We start from the raw sequence: 25,202 nt of genomic DNA, 5'->3' as shown, positions 1-25,202 counted from the left end.
TTGTTATCTATTTCTGGCAAAGCATAGCCATTTAAATTCTTTGTTATTTCCGACGTTATCTCACATCTTCGTGGGATAACGTCTTATTACGGAAATGGCATCGAAACAGATGGCTAAACGGTCACCTTTATATTTACATCCTCAACAACGCGAGACGATTCGCCACCTCTCCCGGAGCTGGCTCTGGCGCAGCGAATTCCCCACCTGGAGCTTGGTGGTTGTGGTCTACGGCGGCTGGTTTGCCACGCTGTTTTACTGGCAAACGCTGGGGCGCCTTCCTGCTACGCTGCTGCTGATCTGGTTTACCGCCTGGTATATGTCCCTGCAGCATGAGCTTATCCACGGTCACCCGACGCGCTGCGCGTGGTTTAATCAACTGCTTGGCACGCTGCCGCTGGCCGTGTGGTACCCGTACGGGCTGTACCGCGATTCGCATCTGGCGCACCATAATCATGATCATCTGACCGTGCCGGTGGACGATCCTGAATCCTACTATTTCACCGACGAAAGCTGGGCGAAATTCTCCCCGTGGCGCCGCAAACTGATTCACGCGCGCAATACGTTTCCCGGTCGCCTGCTGTTAGCCCCGTTTCTGGATATTGCCCAGACGCTCGCCAGCGCCTGTCGCGCCTTTCGCCATCTGGAACTCAGAAATATGGCGATGTGGCTTGTCCATGGCGCGCTGCTGGTGCCCCTGTTTATCGTGATGGAACAGCTCGGCTTCTCTGCGCTCTGGTTTGTGATCGGCGTGAGTTATCCCGCTCTGGCGCTGACCAAAGTGCGTTCGTTCCTGGAACATCAGGCGGCGGACGACCCGCTGGCAAGGTCTGTTATCAATGAAGCGGCACTGGTGTGGCGGGTGCTGTTTCTCAATCTGAACTATCATGCAGTGCATCACGATCTTCCCGGCGTGCCCTGGTACGGCCTGCGGGCGATCTATCTGCGTGATAAAGCGCAGTATCAGCAGCGCAACCTGCATTTTGTGGTGCGCGGCTACGGGGAATGGCTGCGCCGGTTCTGGGCGAAAGCTGTCGATGTTACCGTCCATCCTGGCCTGAAAAATGATGACTAACACTCTCGCGTTTCCGATGTATGCCGTGAACCCCAGAGACAACGCGCGGCTGTGGCAGGCGGTGCAGGGACTTTTGCAGGCGCGCGGTCTGTCTGTCCGCGACGGGGCCGGAGAGGCGTTGCTCGCACACTGGCGTAGCCCCGAACTGCTGCTCAGCCAGACCTGCGGATTTCCACTGATGACCCAGCTCCCGGCAGTGCAGACGGTGGGCTGTTTTCACTACACCGCGCCCGGCTGCGAAGGAATTTACTACCGCAGTTTTCTTGTTGCACGCGACACGAACAGAGACAAAACGCTGGCCGATTTTCGCGGCCTGCGCGCGGTGTGCAATTCGGTTGACTCTCAGTCGGGCTATAACGCCCTGCGCAACCTGATCGCGCCGTTAGCGGTCGACGGACGGTTTTTCTCTGCAACGCTTCTGAGCGGTAGCCACCGGCAATCGCTGATTACCCTGGCAGAAGGGCGGGCGGATATCGCCGCCATCGACTGCGTGACCTGGGCGCTGTTGCAGCGTCATGAACCCGAATTACTGGACGGGCTGAGCGTGGTGGGTGAAACGCCAGCTGCGCCGGGGCTGCCGCTGATTACGGCGGGCAGCACGTCAGCAGAAACGCTTTCTCTTCTGCGCGATGCGCTGAAAACCCTGGTGACGGCGCCCGAGTATCGCGAGGTGTGCGAGGCGGTACTGATCGGCGGATTCAGTGAGGTATCGCGCCAGCCCTATTCACTGTTGCTGGACTGGCGCGACGCGGCGGAGAAATCAGGGGTGACGCAGCTCTGAGAGGGAATCAGGCTAACAGATAACTCAGCCCGGAAAACGCCACCATCCCGGCGATGACCGTGGCGAACAAGCTGCGGGTGAAAATCCCCGCGACCGCGGCAACGGCTGCCGCCAGCAAAGAAATGCTGATCCCCGATGAGGTCAGCGCCGGTTTGCCTAGCAGCTCGGCGGTGATGATCGCGGCCATGATCGCCGAGGGGATAAAGCTCAGCCACTGTTGCAGGATCGGCGCCAGACGAAAGCGTGAGAGCAGCAGAATCGGCACGGTGCGCATCAGGGCCGTCACGACGGCGCAGGCGACGATCGCCAGTAAAATATTGCGTTCCATTATTGACCGCCTTTATAGAAGAGGCGCAGCCCGAGGGTCGCCAGCGTCGCAGAGACCGATGCGGCGACGATGACCACCACGCTCATGTCCGTGTGGCTGGCGGTCAGCAGCGTGATCACCACTGCTGCCGCGATGCTGAAGGATTCCAGCGCTTTGCGGCGACTGGCAAACCAGATCATCAGCACCAGCCCGATAAACATCGACACCAGGCTGAAACTTAGCCCTTCCATCAGGGACGGCGGCAGAGCGGAGGCGAGCCAGGCACCCACGACGCAGGCGAGGATCCAGTTCAGCCACGCGGCCATGTTCAGCCCCAGCATCCACGCAAACGGCACTTTGCTCTGATGGCTGCCCTGTTGAACCGCAACGCCAAAGGTTTCGTCCGTCAGCAGCAGCCCGCTGACCACTTTTTGCAGGGTGGTGTAATCGCGAAAGAACACGCTCATGGCAGAACTCATCAGCAGATAGCGCAGATTCACCAGGAACACACTCAGCACCACCGAGGCGATTTCCGCGCCCGTGGCCCACAGGGAATAAAAGAGGAACTGGGCGGAACCCGCGTAGAGCGCGCTCGCCAGCAGGGCAGTTTGCAGGGTGGTAAAGCCAGAAAGCGTACCGATGGCTCCCGCAGCAAAACCGATGCTCCAGTAGCCCGGAATGGTGGGCAGACAGGCGGTAATACCCGCGCGAAACTCGGCGTTGGCCTCATTCCCTGGCAACGTTTTGGTTTTTATCAACATCAATAGGTCTCGTTTATAGTGCGCGGATCTCTTTTGATCGCAGCGTTACCCGGACGGGCACGGATTTATAGGACGGTGTTCCGCTGTCTTTGTCAAGATAATCGAGTGGAACCAGTACGTTAGCCTCTGGATAATAAGCACCGACCGTACCGGAGGCAATGCTGTAAGCGACCACGGTGATGTCTTCCAGTTGCTGAACGCTGCCCTGCAACGCGGTGGAAATATCCACACGATCGCCGTGCTCCAGACCCAGCTGCGCCATATCGCCCTCGTTCATAAACAGAATATCGCGGCGGCCAAACACGCCGCGATACCGGTCATCGAGCGCGTAGATGGTGGTGTTGTACTGGTCGTGGCTGCGCAGTGTTACCAGCCGCAGCACGTTGTCACCGACGCCCGGCTGGTTCTCATCGACGCCTTCAAATACTGAGAACATCGCTTTGCCCGTGGACGTCGGCCAGACGCGTTCGGTTGGCGGAAGCGGCATGCGAAAACCGCCGGGAATACGGATGCGCCGGTTGTACTGGTCAAAACCGGGGATGGTTTTTTCGATCAGATCGCGGATCAGATCGTAATCCGACACCAGGGTGGTCCAGTCAATGCGGGTGTGAGGCAACGTCGCTTTTGCCAGACCGGCGACAATCGCCGGCTCCGAGCGCAGCTCAGGCGAGGCGGGTTTGAGCTTGCCGGAAGAGGCATGAACCATCGACATCGAATCTTCTACCGTGATGGACTGGCGGCCCGTTTGCTGCATATCCAGCTCCGTGCGCCCCAGGCAGGGGAACAGCCAGGTCTGTTTCGCCGTCAGGAGATGCGTGCGGTTAAGCTTGGTGCCGACGTGAACGCTCAGATCGAGGCTGCGCATCGCCGGGAAGGCGCGCGCGTGATCGGGCATGGCGACGGCAAAATTCCCGCCGAGACAGATCATCGCCCTGGCGCTGCCGTTGATCATCGCTTCGGTGGCCTGCACCGCGTCGTGGCCGTGCGCCGCAGGCGGCGTAAAGCCAAACACCTCTTTCATTTTGCCAAGAAACGCCGCCGTCGGTTTTTCGGAGATCCCGACGGTGCGGTTTCCTTGAACGTTCGAGTGGCCGCGCAGGGGGCAAATCCCCGCGCCGGGTTTGCCGATATTGCCGCGCATCAGCAGCAGGTCGGCAATCAGACGCACGTTGGAGGTGCCTTTGTTGTGCTGGGTGATGCCCATGCCGTAGGTGATGATGGTGGCGTTGGATTTGGCATAGGCTTCTGCGACCTGGTGGAGATCCTGGCGCGACAGGCCCGATTCGCGCTCAATCGACGCCCAGCTTGTCGCCTGGATATCCGCCGCAAAGTCATCGAAGCCCTGGGTGTGCGTGGCGATAAAATCGGTATCCAGCGCGTTTTCAAACGCCAGCAGATGTTTAGCGATGCCTTTCAGCGCGGCAGCATCACCGCCCGCTTTTACCTGGAAATAGGTCGAGGCGATATCGGTGGAGCTGTAGGTCGCCATCTCCATCACGCTTTGCGGATCGGCAAACCGCTCCAGCGCGCGCTCACGCATCGGATTGAGCACAATAATCGGCACCTTGCGGCGGGCCAGCTCGTGCAGCGTCCCCATCATTCGCGGGTGGTTAGTGCCGGGGTTATGGCCGATTGAAATCACAAGCTCAGTGTTATCAAAATCGTCAAGCGAGACGGTTCCTTTGCCAATTCCAATGGAGCGTGGCAAACCGACGCTGGTGGCCTCGTGGCACATATTGGAACAATCAGGAAAATTATTGGTGCCCAGTTCGCGGGCAAACAGCTGAAACAGGAACGCCGCTTCGTTAGAGGCGCGTCCGGAGGTGTAAAACTCGACCGCATCCGGCGGGAGTTCGCGCACTATTTCGCCAATGCGTGCAAACGCCTGTTCCCATTCGACCGGGCGGAAGGTGTCGCTCTCCCGGTGATACTCCATCGGGTGCGTCAGACGGCCATAGCCTTCGAGTTCGAAATCGCTTTTTGCCAGCAGGGAAGTCACCGTATTTTCGGCGAAAAACGCCGGGGTGACGCGTTTGCTGGTGGCTTCCCAGGTCACGGCTTTGGCGCCGTTTTCGCAGAACTGGAAGGTGGATTTGTGCTCTTTGTCGGGCCATGCGCAGCCGGGGCAGTCAAATCCGTCAGGCTGGTTGGTGCGAAGCAGGGTCGCGGGGGCATCGAGGGTGTCCATCTGCGTGCGAACGGCGATGGCGGTGGCTTTCAGCGCCCCCCATCCCCCGGCAGGACCATCATAGTGCCGGATTCCTGGAACCGAGCGGCGTTTGTTATTCATGTAAGCTCCGACTATGTCGATCGATGGATCAATTCTACACCGTTGGAGTTAACGAAATAACAACAAATAATCATCATTTTTATGATGATTGAAGACGTGCGGGTGAAAGGATCGGTATAGCCTGGGCGGCTATACCGAGGGGGGTTAGCTGCGAATAAACGCCAGAAGATCCTGGTTAATCAGGTCAGCATGGGTGGTGTGCATCCCATGTGGCAGGCCCGGATAGACCTTGAGAGTGCTGTTACTGAGAAGCTCGTCCTGAAGCAGGCTCGCATTTTTATACGGCACGACCTGATCGTCATCGCCCTGCAAAATCAGTGTAGGGACGGTGATAGCCTTCAGATCGTCGGTCTGGTCGGTTTCTGAAAACGCCTTGATACCTTCGTAGTGCGCCTTCGCACTGCCGATCATTCCCTGTCGCCACCAGTTCTGGATGGTGCCCTGTGAGATCTCCGCGCCCTCCCGGTTAAAGCCGTAGAACGGGCCTGTCGCGACATCGAGATAAAATTGTGCGCGGTTGGCGGCCAGCGCCTGGCGGAACCCGTCAAAGACCTCAATCGGCGTGCCGCCCGGGTTCTCCGGCGTTTTAACCATTAACGGCGGTACGGCGCTGATCAGCACCGCTTTTGCCACGCGCCCCTGTGGCTGACCATATTTTGCGACATAGCGCGCAACCTGCCCGCCGCCCGTCGAGTGCCCGATATGCACCACATTTTTCAGATCCAGATGTTCCACAACGGCGGAGACATCGGCGGCGTAGTGATCCATATCGTGCCCGTCGCTGACCTGGCTTGAACGCCCGTGCCCCCGGCGGTCGGACGCCAGTACGCGATAGCCTTGCGCCAAAAAGAACAACAGCTGGTTATCCCAGTCGTCAGCGCTCAGCGGCCAGCCGTGGTGGAAGAAGACAGGCTGCGCCTCTTTTGGTCCCCAGTCTTTATAGAAGATCTCAACGTTATCTTTGGTGGTGACAAATGACATGATTGAACCTCTCGGGTGGAGTGAAAGGAGATGGATAGTTCAGGTTGATGTGCAAACAGGTGGCAAATAACAACATCCAAGTCTAGTTGAGAATGTCACTGCGTGCCGGAATTCTGCGGCTGGCTCAATGGCTTCGCTTGTGAAAATGTTCTTCAAATTTAGTCCGTTATCTTTGCTTAGTTAAATTCCAGCAACCTTAACCTGATGAATTTATAACGGTAATTCACCTGCGGCATGCTAAAGGTGGTAGCGCCGATCAGACTAAACAGAGAGTGCTCAATGAAAACCTCAATTGCGAGCGTGGTGGCAGACCTGCCGGATGTCTGGCGTTCGCGCGTGCTTGGCACCGTCGGGAACGCCAATATTAAAGTGCTAAAGATGGGCGGGGAGGGACTTCCAACCGAGGCGCATGATGATTTCGACGAACTGCTGCTGGTGCTGGATGGTGAGCTGCCGCTGGTGGTGGAGGAGCGGCACTTTACCCTGAAAGCCGGGGAGTTCTTTTTTGTACCGAAGGGGGCGAAGCATTCGGTGCCGGAAGGGAGTTTTGGGGTACTGGTGGTAGTGGACGTGGGGCGGCAGTAAAAGCCCGCCCCGAGCGTTAACGTCAACCCGGCCCTTCACTTCCCGCCGCCAGCAGCGGGACCACAACGCGGCTGATGGGGACAGGAATACCATGCTTATCGCCATAACGCAGGATCACGCCGTTGCGAATATCCCACTCCAGCGGACGATTGGCCTGACGGTCGGCGAGAATTGACGTGCCTAAATCCGCCGGGGCACGATGAAAACCCTCAACGATCTCGTGCGGAACGTTATCGCCGAGCGATGCGCCTTCTGCCCGCGCCACGGCCAGACATTCGCGCAGGTACGCCAGTGCCAGCTCCGTGATATCTTGCCGCGAGAACATTCCTGCACGGCGGTTCGCCAGCACCATCAGGCCCGCGACCGCATTCTGCAACAGCTTACGCCAGGCGATGGAGGTAAAATCCGCTGACAATTCTACCGCGCAGCGCGTCTCGCTCAGCGCATCGCTGATCTGTGTTGCCTGCGGGATAGCGGGGAGGGTCAGGCGCGGTTTGGCACGCAGCCACACGGAGGCGTCCGGCTCGCGCTGAGCCGGGAACCAGACCACCGACGGGACGACCACGGCGCCGTTAACGTAAGGTTCGAGCTGCGGTTTTTGCTCAACGCCATTCTGCAACGCACAGACGACGGTGTTTTCATCGCACAGCGCAGCCAGCCACCCGGCGCTGTCAGCGACCTGGGTGGTTTTCACGGCCACAAACACAAGCGCGACCGGGCGGCTGACGCGCGAAGGATCGGTAATGACCGGACCGGGTACGATGATTTCACCGTCATCGTGGCGCAACACTAACTGTGGATGAGCGGTGCGTCCGCAAAGAAGGGGCGTTCGGCCCACTTCATGCAGTGCCGCGGCAATGGTGGTACCGATAGCACCAGGGCCGATAAGCGCTACTGAGGGATGTTCAGACATTCTTTGTCCTCCTGAATGGGGCAAGCAGACCTGATTCATCATAATACTCCGCAGGCCCATCGCGTCTAACAGGAAAAAATGATGCCGACTTACGACGTTTTGGCTGAAGTATGGCGGTCAGGCGTGACGATAAGCCCTATCCCTTAAACGCTCATCACGCGTGCCGCGATATAAAGCCCGACGCCGTAAGCCAGATGCATGAGCACACTGAACAGACGTGCCAGCCACGGGCGAGGCGTGCGTGACGCAGCAATGCCAAAACCCAGCGCAGGCTGCAGAATCAGAAAGGGGGCAAATAACGTTAACAGACCGGCGAGCAGTCCTGTCGAGAGGGAGGGGTGAGTGAACCATTCTGCTCCGTTCAGCGTCAGCGGCACAACAGCAAAAAGTATCCCGGTGAGATAGTGAAACACCCAGCCCGTCAACAGCTCCCCGCGTAGTGGCGGCGCTGAGACGATCGTGTGATGACAAAACGTCCCGCCCGGCAAACCCAAAATCCAGCGGCCCACCAGGGCATAGTTCAGTGGCGGAACCTTAAGAGTGCGTTTCTGAAAGCAGGACCATACATCCATAACCCCTGTTGCGCCCATCCCCGTTATGACTGTTTTAAACACCAAAATCATATCCATAGTCTTCTCCTTGCTGATGAAATGCTAAGCTGGCAGACAGTGTGCAAGTTAAAGTCAGGTTTAAGTCAACGATGAAAGAACTGGATATCAGAGAAATCGCCGACCTTTCGGGCATTAACCCCTCGGCGCTGCGCTATTACGAGAAGAGAGGATTGATCCAGCCGGTGGGTCGCAACGGTCTGAGAAGGCAGTATCATGAGAATGTGCTTAATAAGCTGCAGCTGATCACGCTGGGACAGGCAGCAGGATTTTCTCTGGATGACATTGCAGCGATGTTTGGTGCGAAAGGGACGATCGCAATTGACCGCGAGCAGCTTCATCAGCAATCACTGAAGATTGACAACACCATTCGCAGATTGCAGCTACTCAGTCGCGGGTTGAAGCATGCGGCACGCTGTACACAACCAGAGCACACCGAGTGTGAGGAGTTTCAAAAAATTGTCTCAAGAGGGCTTAGGCTCGTTCGGTCTGGCAGCCGCTAACTCACTAAATGACAGGAAAATAATTATGACGACGCTGGATGAACTGCAGGTGAAGTATCCGGGTGCCAATGCCTGGCAAATGGGTGACAGCCCTGAGCTGGCTAACGAGCTTGCTGACCTGATTAAAAAAGGGATTAAAACGGCCTCATGTGGCTCTTTTTCATCGTATCAACAGGAGGAGACTGCGCCCCGGATCGGCAGCTATAACATCGTTCTTGATGGTCAGAATGCACCGGTGTGCGTGATCAGATTGATTTCAATGCGCCTGGTGCGTTTTTGCGATGTGACCGATGAGTTTGCCAGAAAAGAGGGGGAGGGCGATTTGAGCCTTGAGTACTGGCGGAAAGAACATCAGCGCTTTTTCGCGCGCGAAGGGGACTTCTCTGAAGAGATGGAGCTGATCGCAGAGGAGTTTGAGGTTGTTGAGGTCATTTGAGGCGGATTGTAGTTTCCCTGAAAGTCATACACATCGCTGCACGCCGCGCCGGGTTGAAACCTGTCGCGAGTTCTTCAGCTATCAGGCTTACCAGATGCGGCGGTCGTGCGAGACCCTCTACAATTTCAAAACCCAATGTGGCGTAAAATCGGGCATTAAAAGCGGCCATTTTGTCTGTTGTCAGCGTGGCTCCCGTCAGACCACGCTGCTGACCAATATTGAGAATAGCCTGCATAAGCCGTCTGCCGATACCGTGGCGTTGCCAGACCGGATGTACATCCATTTCAGCAACGTGCAGCCAGGTCTCTTCAACTTTAGCTGCGACAAAACCTACCGGAACAGAATCAGACGTACAGGCCGTAAGCAGCAGACCGTTACGCCAGAAATCGCTCAATTCCTCCAGGCTACATGCGCCCGCCTCATCTGTTACCGCCCCCGCATTACGCAAGGTTTCAAAAGCCGCCAGTTCAATAGCGCGTAGCCTGTCAAAGTCTTCAGGGTGTGCGTGACGGATAGTGAAATCCATGACAAGGTTCTCCATGCGTGATGTCATTATTTTTACGGTCTTTGATTCGCAATGCACTGGGAATAGGCGTTAATTCTTCCATCCAGAATGGAGCATATCATGATGTTGGCAAGGCTTGCTTCTGGTATGAAGTGGACAGGTTTAAGAGCGGGTTGAACCGCTTTGAGCGAATAGCGGACACTTCAGCTATTGTGGTTTACGAAGTTGCGCTTATGGTGTTTCCAGAATAAAGCTAGCGAGAACATCGTTATTTTTCTTATCGCATAATGCTTTTATGGGGAGTGATTTAGGCTAAAGGAGGAATCAATGTCACATTCGTCATCAAGAAGAAAAGTTCTAGCCGCAGAAGGCCTTCTTGCGCATAGAGCGTCACACGCACGGAGTCGCGCTAACCATGTTGCGAATAGATTGGGCATAACCCGCAGCGAGCTATTGATGAAGATTGAGAAAGATACAGGGGCAAGTTTGATATCGCCGCTTACAGAAGATGAGTTAATGAAAGCGTTTTATTATATGGAAAACCTTTAGGAGCGACTGCTGTGAGCGAGGAGCGGACATAATTTCTCGCAAGCCGATTGCGGTGCGTTTGATTACATGCATAACGATAAGCTGAATAAATTAGGATAGAATGCTTTTGTGTAGGGACACAATTCTAACTGTTTGACGAGCTAAAAAGTAAATTATTCATGAGTAGACGACTTAACAGAGACTATCGAACCAAAATCAGAAATATTCCCCGACGCATCAAAGCTCTTAACCGTTGGGCTAGTACTTTTCACAACCCCGAACGTAGCATTTTCTCAGAAGATGAGCATTACTGGAATTTTAAAATTCCAGTAGAAATTAATATCGTTGAGGGGAAATGCAGCACGCTTAAAACCAAAGCGGATTGTGCGCAAGCTTTGATTAATGCATGTTCAAACCTCATAACGGCTACTGCTGGTATGAATTACAGCCCTCGAATTACCGCTGTCGTATGTCTTCCTGATATGTTTACAAGTGAGGTCTGCCTTTATCGATCTGAAGAATATTTTCAAGGCTTTATAGCTGAAGGTCGTTCTGAAAATGGTGCTTCGGCTTTGATCAAAGATCGTAGCCTTGTAGCTGAGTGGGGACTCGTTCTTCCTGCTAACATACAGGAAATCGGTATCACTCTCGAATATTATGGAAGTGAGGACCGTGATGAGTGGTTTACGGGAGAACGCTGGTATTATGGTCAGGTGACTTAAGGGGGTTGCTTTCATTTGATTAAAAATAAGGCACTTATAAAAAGGGACACTACTTTTGTCTAACGTCCGCTCCTGGCACTTTGCGGACAATAGATTGCTTATACTGCTCGGGCCAAAACCCAGGCCCAATCGTTGCTACAGAGAACACGATAGAAAGGTTTCACGCGGCATTTCACAAAATCAAGAATGTCTGCTTCGCTCATCGCTGAGGCCTTAGAGGGATAGTCGGGCCCCCAATCATCAAAGAGTTCATCGTATATGCCGTAAAGCTGCCAGCAGATGTTGCTGACAATACGGGAACCAAAAGATAGGTGAAAAGCAGGGATTTGGTGCAACCGTAACTCTATTTCTGTGGAAGAATCAGCTTGCATCAGACACCAAGCCTTAAACCTTAGCCACGTAATTGAACTAGTGCTGATGTCAGGGACAATCATGTTTTTTTCGTGCATATATGCATGAAGGTAGCGCTCAATCGCATCTGATTCAAGATGTTTATCTAAATTGAGGGAGGCTAAAATTAATAAGGTTTCAGAGCTATTGAGGGAGAGTAGCTCTCTTTCTGCCCATTCGGTGATCATTCTGTCGTAATCATCGACGCGATAAGCTTCGAAAGCTTCACCGAACGTTTTTAAACACAGAATTTCGTGTAAGTCATGCGTATATTTATTTTCCATAACATCATCCAATCCATGTTGTTTAGTGGGGCAAAAGTCTGGCTTCGGTGAAATGTTCCGACGCAAAATGAGCGTATCTCATTGCCGCCTTAATGTGTAGTGGTCGACAAAATTTGGCCACGGCATGAGATATTTCTAGAAAGATTAAAAGTCCGCTTTTGGCACACCGCGGACAAGCTAACTGGGTTGACGATCCGCTGTGCGGCAGGTGCGGACGGCTTAGTGAATGTACATCATCAGTCAGAAGTGCTAAGGGGAAGGTAACGCTCACCAATAGCGAGAAGATGAATAACCACTCATCAAAGTCGTTTCTCTGCCGATATATCATGACGGTGTATTTAGGGTGAAAAGAGAGCATTTGTCTTCACTTGGCTATCCATTTGCAACTTTGTTGGCTATCGCCGGATAATTGAAGCGATAAGCTCAACAGGCGGGTGCAGCGGGAGCAAAATAATCTTGATAAGGAGTGATTAAGTGGCAGTTGTTCAAATTAAGTGGGACTGGCTGAAGTGGAACTGCCGCCAGACCTGGAAAAAAGATGTTCTTCCTGTATTGCAAAGCAGAGGCTTAGTCAGGAGGATCTTAAACGGTGCGTTTATGTCATCAGGCTCGATGGCCTGTTTGCTATTGAATACCCACGCGGCATTTCTCCCACGGTGTACATCGGCGAAGGAAACTTTGAACAGCGCATTACTCAGCATAAGAACTGGCTGATGGATCTTGCGGACCTGCAAGGCGAGCATGAGTTCCTCATTGGCTATTGTTTCCCTCGGGCGAGAAACGCCTCAAAGGTATATTCTGAATTCGAAGCGATGCTCATTCATGAATTCCGAGACATTTACGGCGCGGCGCCACTGCGCAACAAGCAAATGGAGTTTCAGAAGTCGAATCACGAGTTTCAACCAATTACTGAAATTCGTAGCGCTATCATGATTGGCAAAGGGACGCGGTTTCATTGGTCGGTTAAACCGATGAAAAGTTCATCGATGTATGATGTTTACCAGCTCACTCAGGAGCAGGTTGCCTCTTAATGAGATAATCTGGATAACCGACTGGTTCATGAGGACCACAAATAGTGTCATTCAATAATAAAAACATGTTTATTACTCTCTTATCCCTCTGCACATTTCAGACTTATGCAGCACAATGCACTGTGGAAACCCTCGCTAAAAATAAACTGAACAACTTCATCCTTCTTGGTCAGCAGGCAAGAACTGAAACGCCCAAATCTGTATCAGTCACTATTGATAGCCCTGATGGATATCTCCGCACATCGCTTCAAAGCAACTTCAGTCAATGCGGTGAGCTAATAAGCGGCCATATGAAAGAGGTCAAAGCCTCAACGGGCCAGAACGGCGTTTTCACGGCAACCTCTGATATTCAGTTGAATAAAACGGAATTTGGCTGGCGCATCCAGGTAGACTCAAACGGGGTCATAGCCGATAAAAACAGCCAGAAAACCACGCAGATATATCGGCAGACTCTTGAGGGAATGTACCAGCTTAACAGTAAAGAAATAATCAGCCGCGCGATTAATCGTTCCGTTTTCGTGGCTACAAAACCGGGAGATAAAGACAAAACCGCAGTTGGCACAATCGACTACACCTTTAATTCATCAGGATTACTGGCAAGCGCGGTAAGCAAAGGAAGTATGGCGATAGATAATAATACGATTGTATATATCTATGATGATAATCATCGCCTGATCAAAACCCAATCACCTTCAACCATAGAAGAGTATGGCTATGATAACGAGGGCCGTGAGTTGACCCTGAGCAAGACCCAGACGTATTTCACGATTGAAAAAAAACTGACCACCTGCAAGGAGTGGAACTCACATGGAGAGTGCACACATGCCAATATGGATATCACGATCACCCCAACCGATCGGACAGGAAAACAGTATATGGACAAACATAACGCCGTAATGACGGCGCAATATGAATACTGGAACTAACTGACTAAACAGAAAGTCCGCTTTGAGCGAGGAGCGGACATAATTTCTCGCAAGCCGATTGCGGTGCGTTTGATTACATGCATAACGATAAGCTGAATAAATTAGGATAGAATGCTTTTGTGTAGGGACACAATTCTAACTGTTTGACGAGCTAAAAAGTAAATTATTCATGAGTAGACGACTTAACAGAGACTATCGAACCAAAATCAGAAATATTCCCCGACGCCTAAAAGCTCTTAACCGTTGGGCTAGTACTTTTCACAACCCCGAAAGAAGCATTTTCTCAGAAGATGAGCATTACTGGAATTTTAAAATTCCAGTAGACATTAATATCGTTGAGGGGAAATGCAGTACGCTTAAAACCAAAGCGGCTTATGCGCAAGCTTTGATTAATGCATGTTCAAACCTCATAACGGCTACTGCTGGTATGAATTACAGCCCTCGAATTACCGCTGTCGTATGTCTTCCTGATATGTTTACAAGTGAGGTCTGTCTTTATCGATCTGAAGAATATTTTCAAGGCTTTATAGCTGAAGGTCGTTCTGAAAATGGTGCTTCGGCTTTGATCAAAGATCTTAGCCTTGCAACTGAGTGGGGACTCGTTCTTCCTGCTAACATACAGGAAATCGGTATCACTCTAGAATATTATGGAAGTGAGGACCGTGATGAGTGGTTTACGGGAGAACGCTGGTATTATGGTCAGGTGACTTAAGGGGGTTGCTTTCATTTGATTTAAAATAAGGCACTTATAAAAAGGGACACTACTTTTGTCTAACGTCCGCTCCTGGAACTAAGCGGACTTTCATATTTCAAACCCACGGCTCCCCGAATACCATCATTATCCCTAATAGAATCTCTGCACTACCCAACTAACCGCGACACCTTACAAGGGCAGGGTGTTTCAAAGCAGCCGATAACGCCGAAGTTGTTCCACCACGTAATCAGCACACTAAAGAAAAGCACCGAGGTAAAAGGCGGTGTGACGTTGACGTAAAAAGGCACCCCCAGCAAACAGGCAGCCACCCAATAACAAGCTTATATCGTACTGCAACGGAAGTACGATATAAGAATGTAATCAGGCGCTTACCGGCATGTCGCATTTCGCGGTGTGGTTTACAGCGCCTTTTTCAGGGCTGATATCAGGAAACTGACCGGTTCATCGGGCGGAACATCACGGCGCAGGATGATATGTAAAGGGGTGACGCGGTGCGAGCCGTGGCTAAGGGGCAATGGTTGCAGTATGCCTGCCGCCAGTTGTGGGTGAATAGAGGCCTGTGGCAGCCAGCCATATCCAAGACCGGCCACGATAGCGCCTGCCGCCGCATCCAGAGTGGAGAAATCCCAGTTTTGGCTATCCCCTGAGGCCGCTTTCCCGCTATCTGCTATTTGTATCCGTGGCCAGTTGCTGAGCAGTGCTTCGGTCAACGTGCCGGATACCGACAGCAGCGGATGATCGCGATGTGCCACGGCAATAAAATCCACGTTCATTAGCCACTCTCCCCGGCCAGTAATATTTTGCCGGTCGGTCACGATCATCACATCAGCATCGTCCACAGCGGACATGGTGGGGAACATGCTCTCGGTGACTTCCGTTAGCTTCACCCGAATAGTCGGCCAGCGCTGCTGGAATTGTTGCAGGGCAGAGAACAGGCGCTCCCGAGGATAGATAACGTCCACCACCAAATTAAGCTGCGATCGCATTCCCTCCTGCAGAGTCGCGGCCTGGGCCTCCACATAACTAAATGTTTTCAGGAGCGGGCGTACCTGGCTCAGCAGCGTCGCCCCGGTTGGGGTTAATACCGTACGACGCCCCTCAGGAACCAGCAGCGTCACGCCCAGTTGCGTCTGGAGCTGCGCGAGATTATAGCTAATAGAAGACTGGCTGCGGTGTAGCGTATCGGCGGCGCGGGCAAAGCTGCCGGTAGTGAACACACAGTCCAGGATTGCCCATTGTTCCAGCGTTGTTTTATTCATATTGATTCATTTATTGGATTAATATCATCATAAAATAGCGCTATTCATCAAAATATTAAAGCATTAGACTTGTTTTATCGAACAGAGGAGACCTGAAATGAGCAACTTTGATAAACATGATTTAAGCGGTTTTGTCGGTAAACATCTGGTGTACACCTACGACAACGGCTGGAACTACGAAATTTATGTCAAAAATGAACAAACCCTGGACTACCGTATTCACAGCGGCCTGGTGGGGAATCGTTGGGTCAAAGATCAGCAGGCTTATATCGTCCGCGTGGGTGAGAGTATTTACAAAATCTCCTGGACGGAGCCAACCGGCACGGATGTGAGCTTAATTGTCAACCTGGGGGATAAACTGTTCCATGGCACTATTTTCTTCCCACGTTGGGTGATGAATAACCCCGAAAAAACCGTGTGTTTCCAGAATGACCATATTCCGCTGATGAATCAGTACCGCGATACCGGTCCGGCTTATCCGACGGAGGTTATTGATGAATTTGCCACCATCACCTTTATTCGTGACTGCGGTGCCAATAATGACGATGTGATTGCCTGCGCGGCGAGTGAATTGCCGGACAATTTTCCAGATAATCTGCGTTAAATAACACCCTGCTAAATTTAAAAGAAACCGGTCACGACGACGGTTTCTTTTTTTTGCTACTCATCCGGGACGTTTATTCGTTAACGGTTGCCTGATGACGCGTTTCTTTAGCCGGTGCAGCTTTGCTTCTGTTGCTGGAGTAGATGAAGAACAGCGCGATACCCAGACAGAGGATGGCACCCAGACGATTCATCGAGAAGGGGATCGCCCCGTTGCCAAGCCAGCCAAAGTTATCAATCAGCATGCTCATTGTCAGCTGACCGAAAATCACCGCAACCGTTGCAACGGCTGTGCCGATACGTTGAACGGCAAAGACCATAATGACGATGTAAGGCACACCAAACATCGCACCTAACAACTGCCACTTCGGTACATCCAATAGGCTGGTAGCATGTTTAGGCTCAAAGAAGAAAATCAGCAGGGCAGTAATAAGCGCGCCGACGGAGAAGGTCAGAAATGCGCTTTTGAATACACCCACTTTGCTACCCAGTTGGCCATTTATCGCAGCCTGAATGCTGAGCATTGCACCACCAATAACCGCCAACACAATCATCATAAAAGTCATCATTTTTTCTTAACCCCGAGCAACAAGAACCAGCGCCAGTACGATAAAAATCAGCGCGATAATGCGTTTATTGTCAATTTTCCGATGTGGCGTGCCCAGCAGACCATAGTGGTCAATGATCAGGCTTTTGGATACCTGTCCTGCCAGAATGCCTATCATCGTCATAGCGATACCGATTGCCGGTGTAGCGATGGTCAGAATAATGACGTAAACAGGGCCGAGCACCCCGCCCAGTAAGTTCCAGGAGGGCTGCGCGAAAAAGGATGGGCTATTGCGTGGACTGAAAAACAGCATCAGCAAAAACGTCAGGGCCGCACCTACGCCGAATACGCTGAATGTCGCCCATAAATCGCCAACTTCCCCTCCCAGCGGCCCCAGCAGCCCAGCCTCTACGGACAGTCCCATTCCGCCCGCGATAACAATTAAAATCAGTACCAGTTGCATAGCAAACTCTCTTCGGTTGTCTAAGCGCAGAAGATTACACCTGGCCTGAGATGTGAAAAATGCCATAATTCAGGAAACACCTTTGCAGGATTTGCATCAATGCATGGCGCAGGCAATATCAGTATCCGTTCTCTTTTAATCTTTATTGACGTGTATGAAACACAAAATTTTTCCGTGGTCGCGCGCCGCGAAGGAATTTCGGCTTCGCAGGTTTCACGAGTTATCCATCATCTTGAAGATGCGCTCGGTCAGCAGCTTTTTTATCGCAACACGCGCGCAGTCATCCCGACTGAAAGTGGCCACCTTTTTATCCGGCACGCGCGCGCCATGGCCGGTAATCTTGAGGATGCGCGTCGTGAACTGGATGAACGTGCGCTGGAGCCTTCAGGTTTAATTCGCATTAATGCCCCGGTATTTTTCGGACAGCGGCATGTGGCCCCAGGACTACCGGATCTGACGGCGCGTTACCCCCGTCTGACCATTGAGCTGACGCTGACCGATGATTACATCGATCCACACAGGGATGCCGCCGACGTCATTTTCCGGATTGGCGTTCTGGCTGACTCCTCCTTTCATGCGCGCGTTTTCGGGCAGCAGTTTTATCACCTGGCCGCGTCGCCTGCGTATCTGGATAAATACGGTATGCCTGAATGCCCGGAGGATCTCGGACGCCACAAATGCCTTGTCTACAGCGGCTCTTCCGGGCCAAACCGCTGGCTGGTTCGCAGGCCAGGTGAGGAGTGGGTGCACTATCCTGTGTCGCCACTGATGTCATCCAATAACGCAGAGACTTTGCTTATTGCGGCTCTGGGCGGGATGGGCATTGTGCTTTTTCCGGACTGGCTGATTGCTGAAAGACTGAAAAGCGGTGAGCTGATCGCGCTACTGACCGATATGGATACCTCTATTAAAACGGAGCCACAGAACATTGCGGCTATTTACCCCCACACCCGTCATCCGCCGCTGAACGTCAGGGCGGTTATCGATTACTATCTTGAGGTGTTTGGTTCACCGCTTTACTGGCAGTCTGAGGGGTAAGTTCAGGCTGGCAATGGAGCACATCCGGCGTCAGTTTTTTCCAGGCTTAGAAAGTGAATCGGTGACCTTGAACAGAATCTTACGGTTGTTAATTACGGTGGCAGTGCAGAGGGTTACGCAGCGGCTCAACTGGCAATCTGTGAGAGTGTCCATTACTATCCAAAATCTATGGATGTGAACATTTTCGGCTTTATGCCAGCACTACTGCCTGTAGCACTGTCCCCCGGCGCAAGTTTCACTCTCGTTATGAACAGTGCTCTGGCTGGTGGTCACAAAGGCCTGATCAGAACGCTCGCCGGAACAGCGTTGGGCATATACACCCATGCGGTTTTAATAGGGCTGGGTGTAACTGCTGTTCTCATCTCGTCCCCGGCAGCGTTTGCTATGCTCAAAGTTGCCGGAACAACCTATCTGCTCTGGTTAGGCGCGATGCTTATCCGCAGTGGGATAACGGTCAATACAGGCGGGTTTAGGGATTCAAAGCATGCGGTGACGTTAAAAGAGGCGTGGCTTACGAATGTTTTGAACCCAAAAGCCATCCTTTTTTATGTGACGGTCGTTTCACAGTTCGCCGGGATCAAGGGAGGCGTTAGCAATTACCTGACGCTGGCATCAGTACATGTCGTGGTGATGAGCGTTTGGCTTTTTTCAGTTAGTCAGACTCTGATATTTTCAGTTAAAAAAACGAACCCGTTAATGCTCAAAAAATACGTCAACATTGCCGGCGGGATGTTGCTCATTGCTTTTTCTCTGCATAGCCTGATAAAGGGATAATGCCCGCATTTGGCACAACGTTGCCGTTATGATTCAGGCCGTCAGCTACGCATGATGCTGGGGAGAGATATCAGGCGGGCGGTGTGAGATGAAACGTTTTACTTTTACGGATGAGGAAATAAAACGGTAACGGATGATCTCAACGGACTATTAGCGCCACGATCGCGGCAAGCGCTGGAAGCGCCTGCACATAAAGTATCTTCCGACTGGCGGTTACCGCTCCAAAAATACCTGCAACCAGCACGCAGATCAGAAAGAAGAATATCACCGAAACACCGCGTTCGCCGAGCCATAAGCCCCACAGCAATCCCGCCGCCAGAAAGCCGTTGTACAGCCCCTGATTCGCAGCGAGAACGCGGGTTTCGCGCGCAAAGTCGGCGCTCAAATTAAAAGCCTTCTGTCCGGTTTTGGTGTTCCACAAAAACATTTCGAGCACCAGAATATAGAGATGGATGACGGCAACGACAGCGACAAGAAGAGTAGCAAACACGGGCGGCCTTACAGGGTGAGGGCAGATGAAAGGGAGTATAGATAATTCCAGCGGGGGCGGCAGGGTGATTCGCCACCAGGGTGAAAATTCGTTATCATCCGCTCCCACTCTTTATCCGTGCAGCCTGATGTCTACGATTATCGATACCTTTATTGCCCCGCCGTGTCTCGACGAGATTGAAATTCTCTATCAGGACGCGCATCTGGTGCTGATCAACAAACCGGCGGGGCTGTTGAGCCTTTCGGGGAAAAATCTGCAGAATCTCGACTCGGTGCATTATCGGTTGGTGAAGATTTTCCCTGGCTGCACCCTGGTGCACCGCCTGGATTTCGGCACGTCCGGGCTGATGGTGGTGGCCCGCAATAAGGCTATCAATGCGGCGCTGTGCCAGCAGTTTAGCGAGCGTCGTGTGACCAAGATTTACACTGCGCTGCTGTGCGGGCATCTGGACGATAACGAAGGGGTGATAGATGCAGCGATTGCCAAAGATCCGGCGCTGTTCCCGCTGATGTCGATTTGCGCTATCACGGGCAAACCTGCGCGCTCTCGCTATCGGGTGATTGAACGTATTTATCAGGAAAGGGAAGGGGCGTTACTGCCGTTGACGCGGGTCGAGCTGACTCCGGAAACCGGGCGCACCCATCAGCTGCGTATTCACTGCCAGCAGCTGGGGCACCCAATTTTAGGCTGCGATCTGTATGGTGGGCTCACGCTGCCAGGTACCGAGCGCACGCCGCGTCTGATGCTGCACGCCAGCGAGCTGCACTTTGTGCACCCCGTGAGCGAAGAGCGCATCACGGCGCGTAATGCCAGCCCGTTCTGACCGTAAACGTCATTACCACATCAAATCATCAGGCACTTTGAAATCGGCGTACGGATCGTCTTCGTCCTGCTCTTCCTGACTCAGGGCGCTGTTCAGTACGATACTGTCTGCATCACGCTGGGCGATTTTATCCGCGACGCTTGCCGGAATAATCGCGTACTGACTTTCACTTGCCCCATCCACCACCAGGCGGGCGATGGCGAGACGGCCACTAATCAGCTGCGTCTGCGTCGTTTTATCGACAACGATCTTTTTGATGAGGTTGTTATCGGTGAAGTTGAAATCGATGTTCCCGCGTGACACCACAATGCGGTTCATCTCAATCAGTTGTTTCACCTGCGCTTTAAACTCTTTTGCCAGCGTCGCCTGTTTTTGCTGTTCACTTAGCTGCTTATCACGTTCGAGCTGGGCTTTTTTGTTCTCTTCCACCGCTTCACGCGCCTCGCGAGCCTGCACGCGGGATTTCTTCGCCGTTCTCTGCACTTTGGCCATTTTTTTGCTGGTGACCAGGCCTGCTTTGAGCATCTGCTCTTGTAAGGTAAGTTTTGTCATCTTCGTATCTGAACCTGTTGGAAATTTGCCGGGATTATACCTGTAATTTTATACAAATAAAAAATCCACGCCGGAGCGTGGATTTGATAAGAGTTGTTGTTGCTGATATCTCGTCAGACAACAAATTTTATTTAGACGTTAAACAAGAAGTTCATTACGTCGCCATCTTTGACGATGTAGTCTTTACCTTCTGCACGCATCTTGCCGGCTTCTTTCGCGCCTTGTTCACCTTTGTAGGTGATGAAGTCTTCAAACGCGATGGTCTGTGCGCGGATAAAGCCTTTTTCGAAGTCGGTGTGGATTTTACCGGCCGCCTGCGGAGCGGTGGCACCGACAGGGATGGTCCATGCGCGTACTTCTTTCACGCCAGCGGTGAAGTAGGTTTGCAGGTTCAGCAGCTCATAGCCCGCGCGGATAACACGGTTCAGGCCCGGCTCTTCCAGGCCCAACTCAGCCATGAACTCTTCGCGGTCGGCATCGTCCAGCTCGGCGATGTCAGACTCAACGGCAGCACACACAGCAACGACGACGGAGCCTTCGCCAGCGGCGATTTCACGCACTTTGTCGAGATACGGGTTGTTCTCAAAACCGTCTTCGTTGACGTTCGCGATGTACATGGTTGGCTTCAGAGTCAGGAAGCTCAGGTATTTGATCGCCGCTTTATCTTCTTCTGTCAGATCCAGCGCGCGCAGCATGCCCGCGTTTTCCAGCTGTGGCAGACATTTTTCGAGAGCTGCCAGTTCGGCTTTCGCGTCTTTATCGCCGCCTTTGGCTCGCTTCTGCACGCGGTGGATTGCGCGTTCGCAGGTGTCCAGATCGGACAGGGCCAGCTCAGTGTTGATAACGTCAATATCGTCAGCCGGATCGACTTTGTTATTCACGTGGATGATGTTGTCGTTTTCAAAACAACGCACTACGTGGCCGATGGCTTCGGTTTCACGGATGTTAGTCAGGAATTGGTTACCCAGGCCTTCACCCTTGGAGGCGCCTTTTACCAGGCCCGCGATGTCGACGAATTCCATGGTGGTTGGAAGAATGCGCTGTGGTTTAACGATTTCAGCGAGCTGATCCAGACGTGGGTCAGGCATCGGCACGACGCCGGTGTTTGGCTCAATCGTACAGAACGGGAAGTTTGCTGCTTCGATACCCGCTTTGGTGAGCGCGTTAAAAAGGGTGGATTTGCCCACGTTTGGCAGACCAACGATACCGCATTTAAATCCCATCTTTAAATCACCTTAATGTCTTGATATTCAACCCGTTAGCATTAACCGATTGAAGAAAAGTAAATAACTTTGCCTATTATACACGTAACCGCCGTCACGCGCGGTAAAAATGGCGTCTCGCGCCGACTACTGCGCTTTAAAGGCGTGTAAACGATTTGTCGCTTTGGTCAAACCTTCTTTGAGCCACACCTCGGTACAGCGAGCCGCTTCGTCTACGGCATCGTCAATGAGCTTCTGCTCTGAAGCGGGTGGTTTACCCAGCACAAAACCGACAACTTTGTTTTTATCGCCCGGATGGCCGATTCCCACGCGTAAACGATGAAAGTTCGGGTTATTGCCAAGTTTGCTGATGATGTCTTTCAGGCCATTGTGACCGCCGTGACCGCCGCCGAGTTTGAATTTAGCGACCCCGGGCGGTAAATCCAGCTCATCGTGGGCGACCAGAATTTCATCCGGATTGATGCGATAAAACGTCGCCATCGCCGCCACGGCTTTACCGCTCAGGTTCATGAATGTGGTCGGAACAAGCAGACGCACATCGGCACCCGCGAGGTTGATACGCGAGGTATAGCCATAAAATTTCGGCTCTTCACGCAGGGGGGCACGTAACCGCTCGGCCAGCAGATCGACATACCAGGCTCCGGCGTTATGGCGGGTGGCCGCATACTCTGCGCCTGGGTTGGCAAGGCCGACAATCAGTTTAATCGTCACGTTTCAATTCCTAAAGGTTCCAGATTTGCCGCGTAGTTTACTGTCTGGCGCGCCGCTTGACAAAATTCTACGGCAGGAAGAGGGGAAATTTGAATAATGACGGGTTTGAATCATTAGAATTTCAAGCTGTTCAGGCGCTTATTTGTAAACTTTTGTCTCGGGCGTGCTCATTATTGTGATCATTCACGCAACTCATAAAAGACCCGTTGTCTATACTTTACACACAAGGATTAGGGACATTTCCCTGCAACCCAAAGTTCCGGAGGTGACATATGAAACGCAGAAACGCTTCACGACTCGGTAACGTGCTAATGGGGTTGGGCCTGTTCGTGATGGTAGCAGGTGTGGGTTATTCTATTTTAAACCAGTTGCCGCAACTTGACCTCCCACAATACTTCGCGCACGGCGCGGTGCTAAGCATCTTTTTAGGTGCTGTTTTGTGGCTGGCAGGGGCCCGCGTGAGTGGCCATGAGCAGGTCAGCGACCGATACTGGTGGGTACGTCATTACGACAAACGCTGCCGCCGGGACCAGCATAAACCTAGTTAGTACACCTGCCGGGTAACCGCAGCGCTAACCAGCCTGCAGAAGATGAATACAAAAACGGCTCCTGATGGAGCCGTTTTTATGTTTAGAGGTCCGCTAATGCCGCTTCGCGATTCGGGTAGAACGCGAGGCGCCCCGGAATCGGCTGCACACCCGCGCGCGCCATGGTGCGCAGAGGCTGGAACTCAAGATTACTCACCCGCAGCTCGCAGCCTTCCGGCAGACGCTTCACAAAGCGCTGGAATGCATCCAGACCGCCTGCGTCCAGCACCGGGACTGCATCCCATTTCAGCACCACAATCCGCTTACCGGAAATACGCGATTCCAGATCGCTGAACAAACCTTCCGCCGCTGCAAAGAACAGTGGGCCGATAACGCGCAGCACCAGCACATCCTCTGGCACCTCGACATTCACCGGTGACAGGCGCGTCATCTGCGCAATGCGGCGCATAAACAGCAGCGAGGCCAGCACAATCCCGATGCTGATGGCGATCACCATGTCAAACAGCACCGTCAGGGACATACAGATCAGCATTACAATGATGTCGTCTTTCGGCGCGCGGCGCAGGAGATGCACCACTTTGTGCGCCTCAGACATGTTCCACGCTACCATCAGCAGCAGGGCGGCCATCGCGGAGAGCGGGAGCCACGACAGCAGCGGGGCGAGCGCCAGCAAGGCGAGGATCACCAGCAGAGAGTGGATAACCGCAGACACTGGCGAGGTAGCCCCGGCGCGCACGTTGGCGGCGGAACGGGCAATCGCTGCCGTGGCGGTAATGCCACCAAAGAACGGCGCGATAAGGTTACCCAACCCCTGGCCGACCAGCTCGCTGTTGGCTTTGTGCTTGGTGCCGGTCATACCGTCGAGTACCACCGCGCAGAGCAGCGATTCAATTGCGCCGAGCATCGCCATGGAGAACGCCGCCGGGAGCAGGGCGCGTAGGGAGTCCCAGCTCAGGGTGAAATCCGAACCAGGTAAATTCCACGGCAGCACCAGTTGAGGCAGTAGCTGAGGAATGCCGTTGCCCTGGGAGCCATCCGCCAGAATGTAGTGGAACTGCGAGCCGATAGTGGCGACGTGTCCGCCAAGGAGGTTCACCACGCCCATTACTGCGCAGCCCAGCAGCAGTGCGGGAAGATGCCCCGGCAGGCGGATGCCCAGCCGTGGCCAGAGAATTAACGTGCCGAGCGTAACGATACCGATAGCCGCATCGCCCAAATTCGCTGTCGGCAGGGCCATAAACAGGGCGCCGACCTTTTGCAGATAGTGTTCAGGCACCTGTGCGAGCTGCAAACCGAGAAAATCTTTGATTTGCATGGTCCCGATGGTGATGCCGATCCCGGAGGTAAAACCAAGCGTCACGGAGAGCGGGATGTATTCGATCAACCGACCAAAACGGGCCAGACCGAACAGAATCAAAAATACGCCAGACATCAGCGTGGCGACCAGCAAACCGGCCAGACCAAACTGCTGGGAGACCGGGTAGAGGATCACCACAAAGGCCGCTGTCGGGCCGGAGACGCTAAAGCGTGACCCGCCCGTCAGGGCGATGACAATCCCGGCAACTGCCGAGGTGTACAGCCCGTACTGCGGGGCAACGCCGCTGCCAATCGCCAGTGCCATCGCCAGTGGAATGGCAATAATCCCGACGGTGATCCCGGCGATGACATCACGCAGAAAACGCGATGAAGTGTATTTTTCTTTCCAGCAGGCGTCGATGAGGGCGCGAAAGGGCAGAACATGTGAGGACGCTACGTTTTTCACAATTCTCTTTTTCCGTGAGCACATCATCTGTCATGTGAATGGCAGGTGAAGGAGGTATTAATCATACAAAT

The 25,202-nt window shown here is 53.0% G+C and carries 30 protein-coding genes; 14 read left to right on the top strand and 16 right to left on the bottom strand.

What is annotated here, in order from left to right:
- Positions 1-109: 109 nt before the first annotated feature.
- Together ABIE11_RS04345 and ABIE11_RS04340 are read left to right on the top strand one after the other, a co-directional pair.
- Positions 110-1,072 (top strand): fatty acid desaturase, encoded by a 963-nt coding sequence (locus ABIE11_RS04345; RefSeq protein ID WP_429184269.1) that lies wholly within the window; start codon positions 110-112, stop codon positions 1,070-1,072.
- Entirely contained in the window at positions 1,065-1,853 is a 789-nt protein-coding gene (locus tag ABIE11_RS04340) for a phosphate/phosphite/phosphonate ABC transporter substrate-binding protein (protein ID WP_429184268.1), read from the top strand. Before ABIE11_RS04345 ends, ABIE11_RS04340 begins: the two co-directional genes overlap by 8 nt.
- A gap of 7 nt (positions 1,854-1,860) precedes the next feature.
- On the opposite strand, the gene ABIE11_RS04335 is transcribed toward ABIE11_RS04340, so the two are convergent.
- The 4 genes from ABIE11_RS04335 to ABIE11_RS04320 all read right to left on the bottom strand — a co-directional run bounded on the left by ABIE11_RS04335 (position 1,861) and on the right by ABIE11_RS04320 (position 6,192).
- On the bottom strand, positions 1,861-2,181 hold the full coding sequence (locus tag ABIE11_RS04335; RefSeq protein ID WP_100779875.1) for an AzlD domain-containing protein: 321 nt from the start codon (positions 2,179-2,181) through the stop codon (positions 1,861-1,863).
- Complete coding sequence (locus tag ABIE11_RS04330; RefSeq protein WP_100779876.1) at positions 2,181-2,921, bottom strand: AzlC family ABC transporter permease; 741 nt, start codon at positions 2,919-2,921, stop codon at positions 2,181-2,183. The genes ABIE11_RS04335 and ABIE11_RS04330 overlap by 1 nt, the downstream gene beginning before the upstream one ends.
- Before the next feature lie 13 nt (positions 2,922-2,934).
- Complete coding sequence (locus ABIE11_RS04325; protein WP_231275826.1) at positions 2,935-5,211, bottom strand: FdhF/YdeP family oxidoreductase; 2,277 nt, start codon at positions 5,209-5,211, stop codon at positions 2,935-2,937.
- Between the two features lie 144 nt (positions 5,212-5,355).
- Positions 5,356-6,192 (bottom strand): alpha/beta fold hydrolase, encoded by an 837-nt coding sequence (locus ABIE11_RS04320; protein ID WP_102103926.1) that lies wholly within the window; start codon positions 6,190-6,192, stop codon positions 5,356-5,358.
- Between the two features lie 279 nt (positions 6,193-6,471).
- Here ABIE11_RS04320 and ABIE11_RS04315 point away from each other — a divergent pair, with 279 nt between their 5' ends.
- Positions 6,472-6,777: a cupin domain-containing protein gene (locus ABIE11_RS04315; protein WP_194513870.1), complete on the top strand. Its 306-nt coding sequence runs from the start codon at positions 6,472-6,474 to the stop codon at positions 6,775-6,777.
- A 22-nt stretch (positions 6,778-6,799) separates the two neighbouring features.
- On the opposite strand, the gene ABIE11_RS04310 is transcribed toward ABIE11_RS04315, so the two are convergent.
- Positions 6,800-7,690, bottom strand: coding sequence for an oxidoreductase (locus tag ABIE11_RS04310; protein WP_429184038.1), 891 nt, complete (start codon positions 7,688-7,690; stop codon positions 6,800-6,802).
- A 143-nt stretch (positions 7,691-7,833) separates the two neighbouring features.
- Complete coding sequence (locus ABIE11_RS04305) at positions 7,834-8,313, bottom strand: DUF2938 family protein (RefSeq protein WP_429184267.1); 480 nt, start codon at positions 8,311-8,313, stop codon at positions 7,834-7,836.
- A 77-nt stretch (positions 8,314-8,390) separates the two neighbouring features.
- Here ABIE11_RS04305 and ABIE11_RS04300 point away from each other — a divergent pair, with 77 nt between their 5' ends.
- Both ABIE11_RS04300 and ABIE11_RS04295 read left to right on the top strand, forming a co-directional pair.
- Positions 8,391-8,801 (top strand): helix-turn-helix domain-containing protein, encoded by a 411-nt coding sequence (locus ABIE11_RS04300; protein WP_100779882.1) that lies wholly within the window; start codon positions 8,391-8,393, stop codon positions 8,799-8,801.
- 25 nt (positions 8,802-8,826) lie between these two features.
- On the top strand, positions 8,827-9,237 hold the full coding sequence (locus ABIE11_RS04295) for an ASCH domain-containing protein (RefSeq protein ID WP_164971769.1): 411 nt from the start codon (positions 8,827-8,829) through the stop codon (positions 9,235-9,237).
- On the opposite strand, the gene ABIE11_RS04290 is transcribed toward ABIE11_RS04295, so the two are convergent.
- The gene (locus ABIE11_RS04290) at positions 9,230-9,763 is read right to left on the bottom strand and encodes a GNAT family N-acetyltransferase (RefSeq protein WP_409255189.1); all 534 of its coding nucleotides are present in this window, start codon (positions 9,761-9,763) and stop codon (positions 9,230-9,232) included. The genes ABIE11_RS04295 and ABIE11_RS04290 overlap by 8 nt on opposite strands.
- Positions 9,764-10,449: 686 nt before the next feature.
- Between ABIE11_RS04290 and ABIE11_RS04285 the strand changes: the two genes are divergently transcribed.
- Positions 10,450-10,992 carry a DUF3916 domain-containing protein gene (locus tag ABIE11_RS04285; protein ID WP_429184037.1) on the top strand — a complete coding sequence of 181 codons (543 nt, stop codon included), beginning with the start codon at positions 10,450-10,452 and terminating at the stop codon, positions 10,990-10,992.
- 98 nt (positions 10,993-11,090) lie between these two features.
- Here ABIE11_RS04285 and ABIE11_RS04280 read toward each other — a convergent pair whose 3' ends face one another.
- Entirely contained in the window at positions 11,091-11,666 is a 576-nt protein-coding gene (locus ABIE11_RS04280) for a hypothetical protein (protein WP_429184036.1), read from the bottom strand.
- Positions 11,667-12,175: 509 nt separating this feature from the next.
- Between ABIE11_RS04280 and ABIE11_RS04275 the strand changes: the two genes are divergently transcribed.
- The 3 genes from ABIE11_RS04275 (at position 12,176) to ABIE11_RS04265 (ending at position 14,335) form a co-directional block, all read left to right on the top strand.
- Positions 12,176-12,697 carry a hypothetical protein gene (locus ABIE11_RS04275; protein ID WP_429184035.1) on the top strand — a complete coding sequence of 174 codons (522 nt, stop codon included), beginning with the start codon at positions 12,176-12,178 and terminating at the stop codon, positions 12,695-12,697.
- Positions 12,698-12,741: 44 nt separating this feature from the next.
- Positions 12,742-13,623, top strand: coding sequence for a hypothetical protein (locus tag ABIE11_RS04270; RefSeq protein WP_429184034.1), 882 nt, complete (start codon positions 12,742-12,744; stop codon positions 13,621-13,623).
- A 169-nt stretch (positions 13,624-13,792) separates the two neighbouring features.
- Entirely contained in the window at positions 13,793-14,335 is a 543-nt protein-coding gene (locus ABIE11_RS04265) for a DUF3916 domain-containing protein (protein ID WP_429184033.1), read from the top strand.
- A 401-nt stretch (positions 14,336-14,736) separates the two neighbouring features.
- Here the strand turns inward: ABIE11_RS04265 and ABIE11_RS04260 are convergent, their stop codons facing one another.
- Complete coding sequence (locus tag ABIE11_RS04260) at positions 14,737-15,597, bottom strand: LysR family transcriptional regulator (protein WP_429184032.1); 861 nt, start codon at positions 15,595-15,597, stop codon at positions 14,737-14,739.
- A 97-nt stretch (positions 15,598-15,694) separates the two neighbouring features.
- Here ABIE11_RS04260 and ABIE11_RS04255 point away from each other — a divergent pair, with 97 nt between their 5' ends.
- Positions 15,695-16,201: a phenolic acid decarboxylase gene (locus tag ABIE11_RS04255; protein WP_107703416.1), complete on the top strand. Its 507-nt coding sequence runs from the start codon at positions 15,695-15,697 to the stop codon at positions 16,199-16,201.
- Between the two features lie 73 nt (positions 16,202-16,274).
- On the opposite strand, the gene ABIE11_RS04250 is transcribed toward ABIE11_RS04255, so the two are convergent.
- Together ABIE11_RS04250 and ABIE11_RS04245 are read right to left on the bottom strand one after the other, a co-directional pair.
- Entirely contained in the window at positions 16,275-16,766 is a 492-nt protein-coding gene (locus ABIE11_RS04250; protein ID WP_100779897.1) for a DMT family transporter, read from the bottom strand.
- 9 nt (positions 16,767-16,775) lie between these two features.
- Positions 16,776-17,210, bottom strand: coding sequence for a DMT family transporter (locus tag ABIE11_RS04245; RefSeq protein ID WP_100779898.1), 435 nt, complete (start codon positions 17,208-17,210; stop codon positions 16,776-16,778).
- A 99-nt stretch (positions 17,211-17,309) separates the two neighbouring features.
- Here ABIE11_RS04245 and ABIE11_RS04240 point away from each other — a divergent pair, with 99 nt between their 5' ends.
- Together ABIE11_RS04240 and ABIE11_RS04235 are read left to right on the top strand one after the other, a co-directional pair.
- A complete protein-coding gene (locus ABIE11_RS04240) occupies positions 17,310-18,248 on the top strand; it encodes a LysR substrate-binding domain-containing protein (protein WP_429184031.1) in 939 nt (312 codons plus the stop codon).
- 168 nt (positions 18,249-18,416) lie between these two features.
- Complete coding sequence (locus tag ABIE11_RS04235; protein WP_429184030.1) at positions 18,417-19,022, top strand: LysE family translocator; 606 nt, start codon at positions 18,417-18,419, stop codon at positions 19,020-19,022.
- A gap of 139 nt (positions 19,023-19,161) precedes the next feature.
- Here the strand turns inward: ABIE11_RS04235 and ABIE11_RS04230 are convergent, their stop codons facing one another.
- A complete protein-coding gene (locus tag ABIE11_RS04230; RefSeq protein WP_231275748.1) occupies positions 19,162-19,512 on the bottom strand; it encodes a DUF1304 domain-containing protein in 351 nt (116 codons plus the stop codon).
- 127 nt (positions 19,513-19,639) lie between these two features.
- On the opposite strand from ABIE11_RS04230, the gene ABIE11_RS04225 reads away from it, so the two are divergent.
- A complete protein-coding gene (locus ABIE11_RS04225) occupies positions 19,640-20,335 on the top strand; it encodes an RluA family pseudouridine synthase (protein WP_429184029.1) in 696 nt (231 codons plus the stop codon).
- 12 nt (positions 20,336-20,347) lie between these two features.
- Here ABIE11_RS04225 and ABIE11_RS04220 read toward each other — a convergent pair whose 3' ends face one another.
- The 3 genes from ABIE11_RS04220 to pth form a co-directional block, all read right to left on the bottom strand.
- A complete protein-coding gene (locus ABIE11_RS04220; protein ID WP_100779903.1) occupies positions 20,348-20,887 on the bottom strand; it encodes a DUF2058 domain-containing protein in 540 nt (179 codons plus the stop codon).
- 131 nt (positions 20,888-21,018) lie between these two features.
- Positions 21,019-22,110, bottom strand: a complete 1,092-nt coding sequence (ychF, locus tag ABIE11_RS04215) for a redox-regulated ATPase YchF (protein WP_100779904.1) — start codon at positions 22,108-22,110, stop codon at positions 21,019-21,021.
- A 126-nt stretch (positions 22,111-22,236) separates the two neighbouring features.
- On the bottom strand, positions 22,237-22,821 hold the full coding sequence (gene pth, locus ABIE11_RS04210) for an aminoacyl-tRNA hydrolase (protein ID WP_100779905.1): 585 nt from the start codon (positions 22,819-22,821) through the stop codon (positions 22,237-22,239).
- Between the two features lie 272 nt (positions 22,822-23,093).
- On the opposite strand from pth, the gene ychH reads away from it, so the two are divergent.
- Positions 23,094-23,369, top strand: coding sequence for a stress-induced protein YchH (gene ychH / locus ABIE11_RS04205; protein ID WP_100779906.1), 276 nt, complete (start codon positions 23,094-23,096; stop codon positions 23,367-23,369).
- Between the two features lie 82 nt (positions 23,370-23,451).
- On the opposite strand, the gene dauA is transcribed toward ychH, so the two are convergent.
- Entirely contained in the window at positions 23,452-25,131 is a 1,680-nt protein-coding gene (dauA, locus tag ABIE11_RS04200) for a C4-dicarboxylic acid transporter DauA (RefSeq protein WP_429184028.1), read from the bottom strand.
- Positions 25,132-25,202: the final 71 nt, after the last annotated feature.

The organism is Lelliottia sp. 489, from assembly GCF_050435885.1.
GTDB classification, from domain to species: Bacteria; Pseudomonadota; Gammaproteobacteria; order Enterobacterales; family Enterobacteriaceae; genus Enterobacter; species Enterobacter nimipressuralis.
Note: the sequence above shows the minus strand (reverse complement) of the source record. Positions and strands in the feature narration are given on the sequence as shown.

Coding starts and splice junctions, on each gene's coding strand:
- ABIE11_RS04345 (WP_429184269.1), top strand. CDS start 110: ATGGCTAAACGGTCACCTTTATATTTACATCCTCAACAACGCGAGACG.
- ABIE11_RS04340 (WP_429184268.1), top strand. CDS start 1,065: ATGACTAACACTCTCGCGTTTCCGATGTATGCCGTGAACCCCAGAGAC.
- ABIE11_RS04335 (WP_100779875.1), bottom strand. CDS start 2,181: ATGGAACGCAATATTTTACTGGCGATCGTCGCCTGCGCCGTCGTGACG.
- ABIE11_RS04330 (WP_100779876.1), bottom strand. CDS start 2,921: ATGTTGATAAAAACCAAAACGTTGCCAGGGAATGAGGCCAACGCCGAG.
- ABIE11_RS04325 (WP_231275826.1), bottom strand. CDS start 5,211: ATGAATAACAAACGCCGCTCGGTTCCAGGAATCCGGCACTATGATGGT.
- ABIE11_RS04320 (WP_102103926.1), bottom strand. CDS start 6,192: ATGTCATTTGTCACCACCAAAGATAACGTTGAGATCTTCTATAAAGAC.
- ABIE11_RS04315 (WP_194513870.1), top strand. CDS start 6,472: ATGAAAACCTCAATTGCGAGCGTGGTGGCAGACCTGCCGGATGTCTGG.
- ABIE11_RS04310 (WP_429184038.1), bottom strand. CDS start 7,690: ATGTCTGAACATCCCTCAGTAGCGCTTATCGGCCCTGGTGCTATCGGT.
- ABIE11_RS04305 (WP_429184267.1), bottom strand. CDS start 8,313: ATGATTTTGGTGTTTAAAACAGTCATAACGGGGATGGGCGCAACAGGG.
- ABIE11_RS04300 (WP_100779882.1), top strand. CDS start 8,391: ATGAAAGAACTGGATATCAGAGAAATCGCCGACCTTTCGGGCATTAAC.
- ABIE11_RS04295 (WP_164971769.1), top strand. CDS start 8,827: ATGACGACGCTGGATGAACTGCAGGTGAAGTATCCGGGTGCCAATGCC.
- ABIE11_RS04290 (WP_409255189.1), bottom strand. CDS start 9,763: ATGGATTTCACTATCCGTCACGCACACCCTGAAGACTTTGACAGGCTA.
- ABIE11_RS04285 (WP_429184037.1), top strand. CDS start 10,450: ATGAGTAGACGACTTAACAGAGACTATCGAACCAAAATCAGAAATATT.
- ABIE11_RS04280 (WP_429184036.1), bottom strand. CDS start 11,666: ATGGAAAATAAATATACGCATGACTTACACGAAATTCTGTGTTTAAAA.
- ABIE11_RS04265 (WP_429184033.1), top strand. CDS start 13,793: ATGAGTAGACGACTTAACAGAGACTATCGAACCAAAATCAGAAATATT.
- ABIE11_RS04260 (WP_429184032.1), bottom strand. CDS start 15,597: ATGAATAAAACAACGCTGGAACAATGGGCAATCCTGGACTGTGTGTTC.
- ABIE11_RS04255 (WP_107703416.1), top strand. CDS start 15,695: ATGAGCAACTTTGATAAACATGATTTAAGCGGTTTTGTCGGTAAACAT.
- ABIE11_RS04250 (WP_100779897.1), bottom strand. CDS start 16,766: ATGACTTTTATGATGATTGTGTTGGCGGTTATTGGTGGTGCAATGCTC.
- ABIE11_RS04245 (WP_100779898.1), bottom strand. CDS start 17,210: ATGCAACTGGTACTGATTTTAATTGTTATCGCGGGCGGAATGGGACTG.
- ABIE11_RS04240 (WP_429184031.1), top strand. CDS start 17,310: ATGCATGGCGCAGGCAATATCAGTATCCGTTCTCTTTTAATCTTTATT.
- ABIE11_RS04235 (WP_429184030.1), top strand. CDS start 18,417: ATGGATGTGAACATTTTCGGCTTTATGCCAGCACTACTGCCTGTAGCA.
- ABIE11_RS04225 (WP_429184029.1), top strand. CDS start 19,640: ATGTCTACGATTATCGATACCTTTATTGCCCCGCCGTGTCTCGACGAG.
- ABIE11_RS04220 (WP_100779903.1), bottom strand. CDS start 20,887: ATGACAAAACTTACCTTACAAGAGCAGATGCTCAAAGCAGGCCTGGTC.
- ychF (WP_100779904.1), bottom strand. CDS start 22,110: ATGGGATTTAAATGCGGTATCGTTGGTCTGCCAAACGTGGGCAAATCC.
- ychH (WP_100779906.1), top strand. CDS start 23,094: ATGAAACGCAGAAACGCTTCACGACTCGGTAACGTGCTAATGGGGTTG.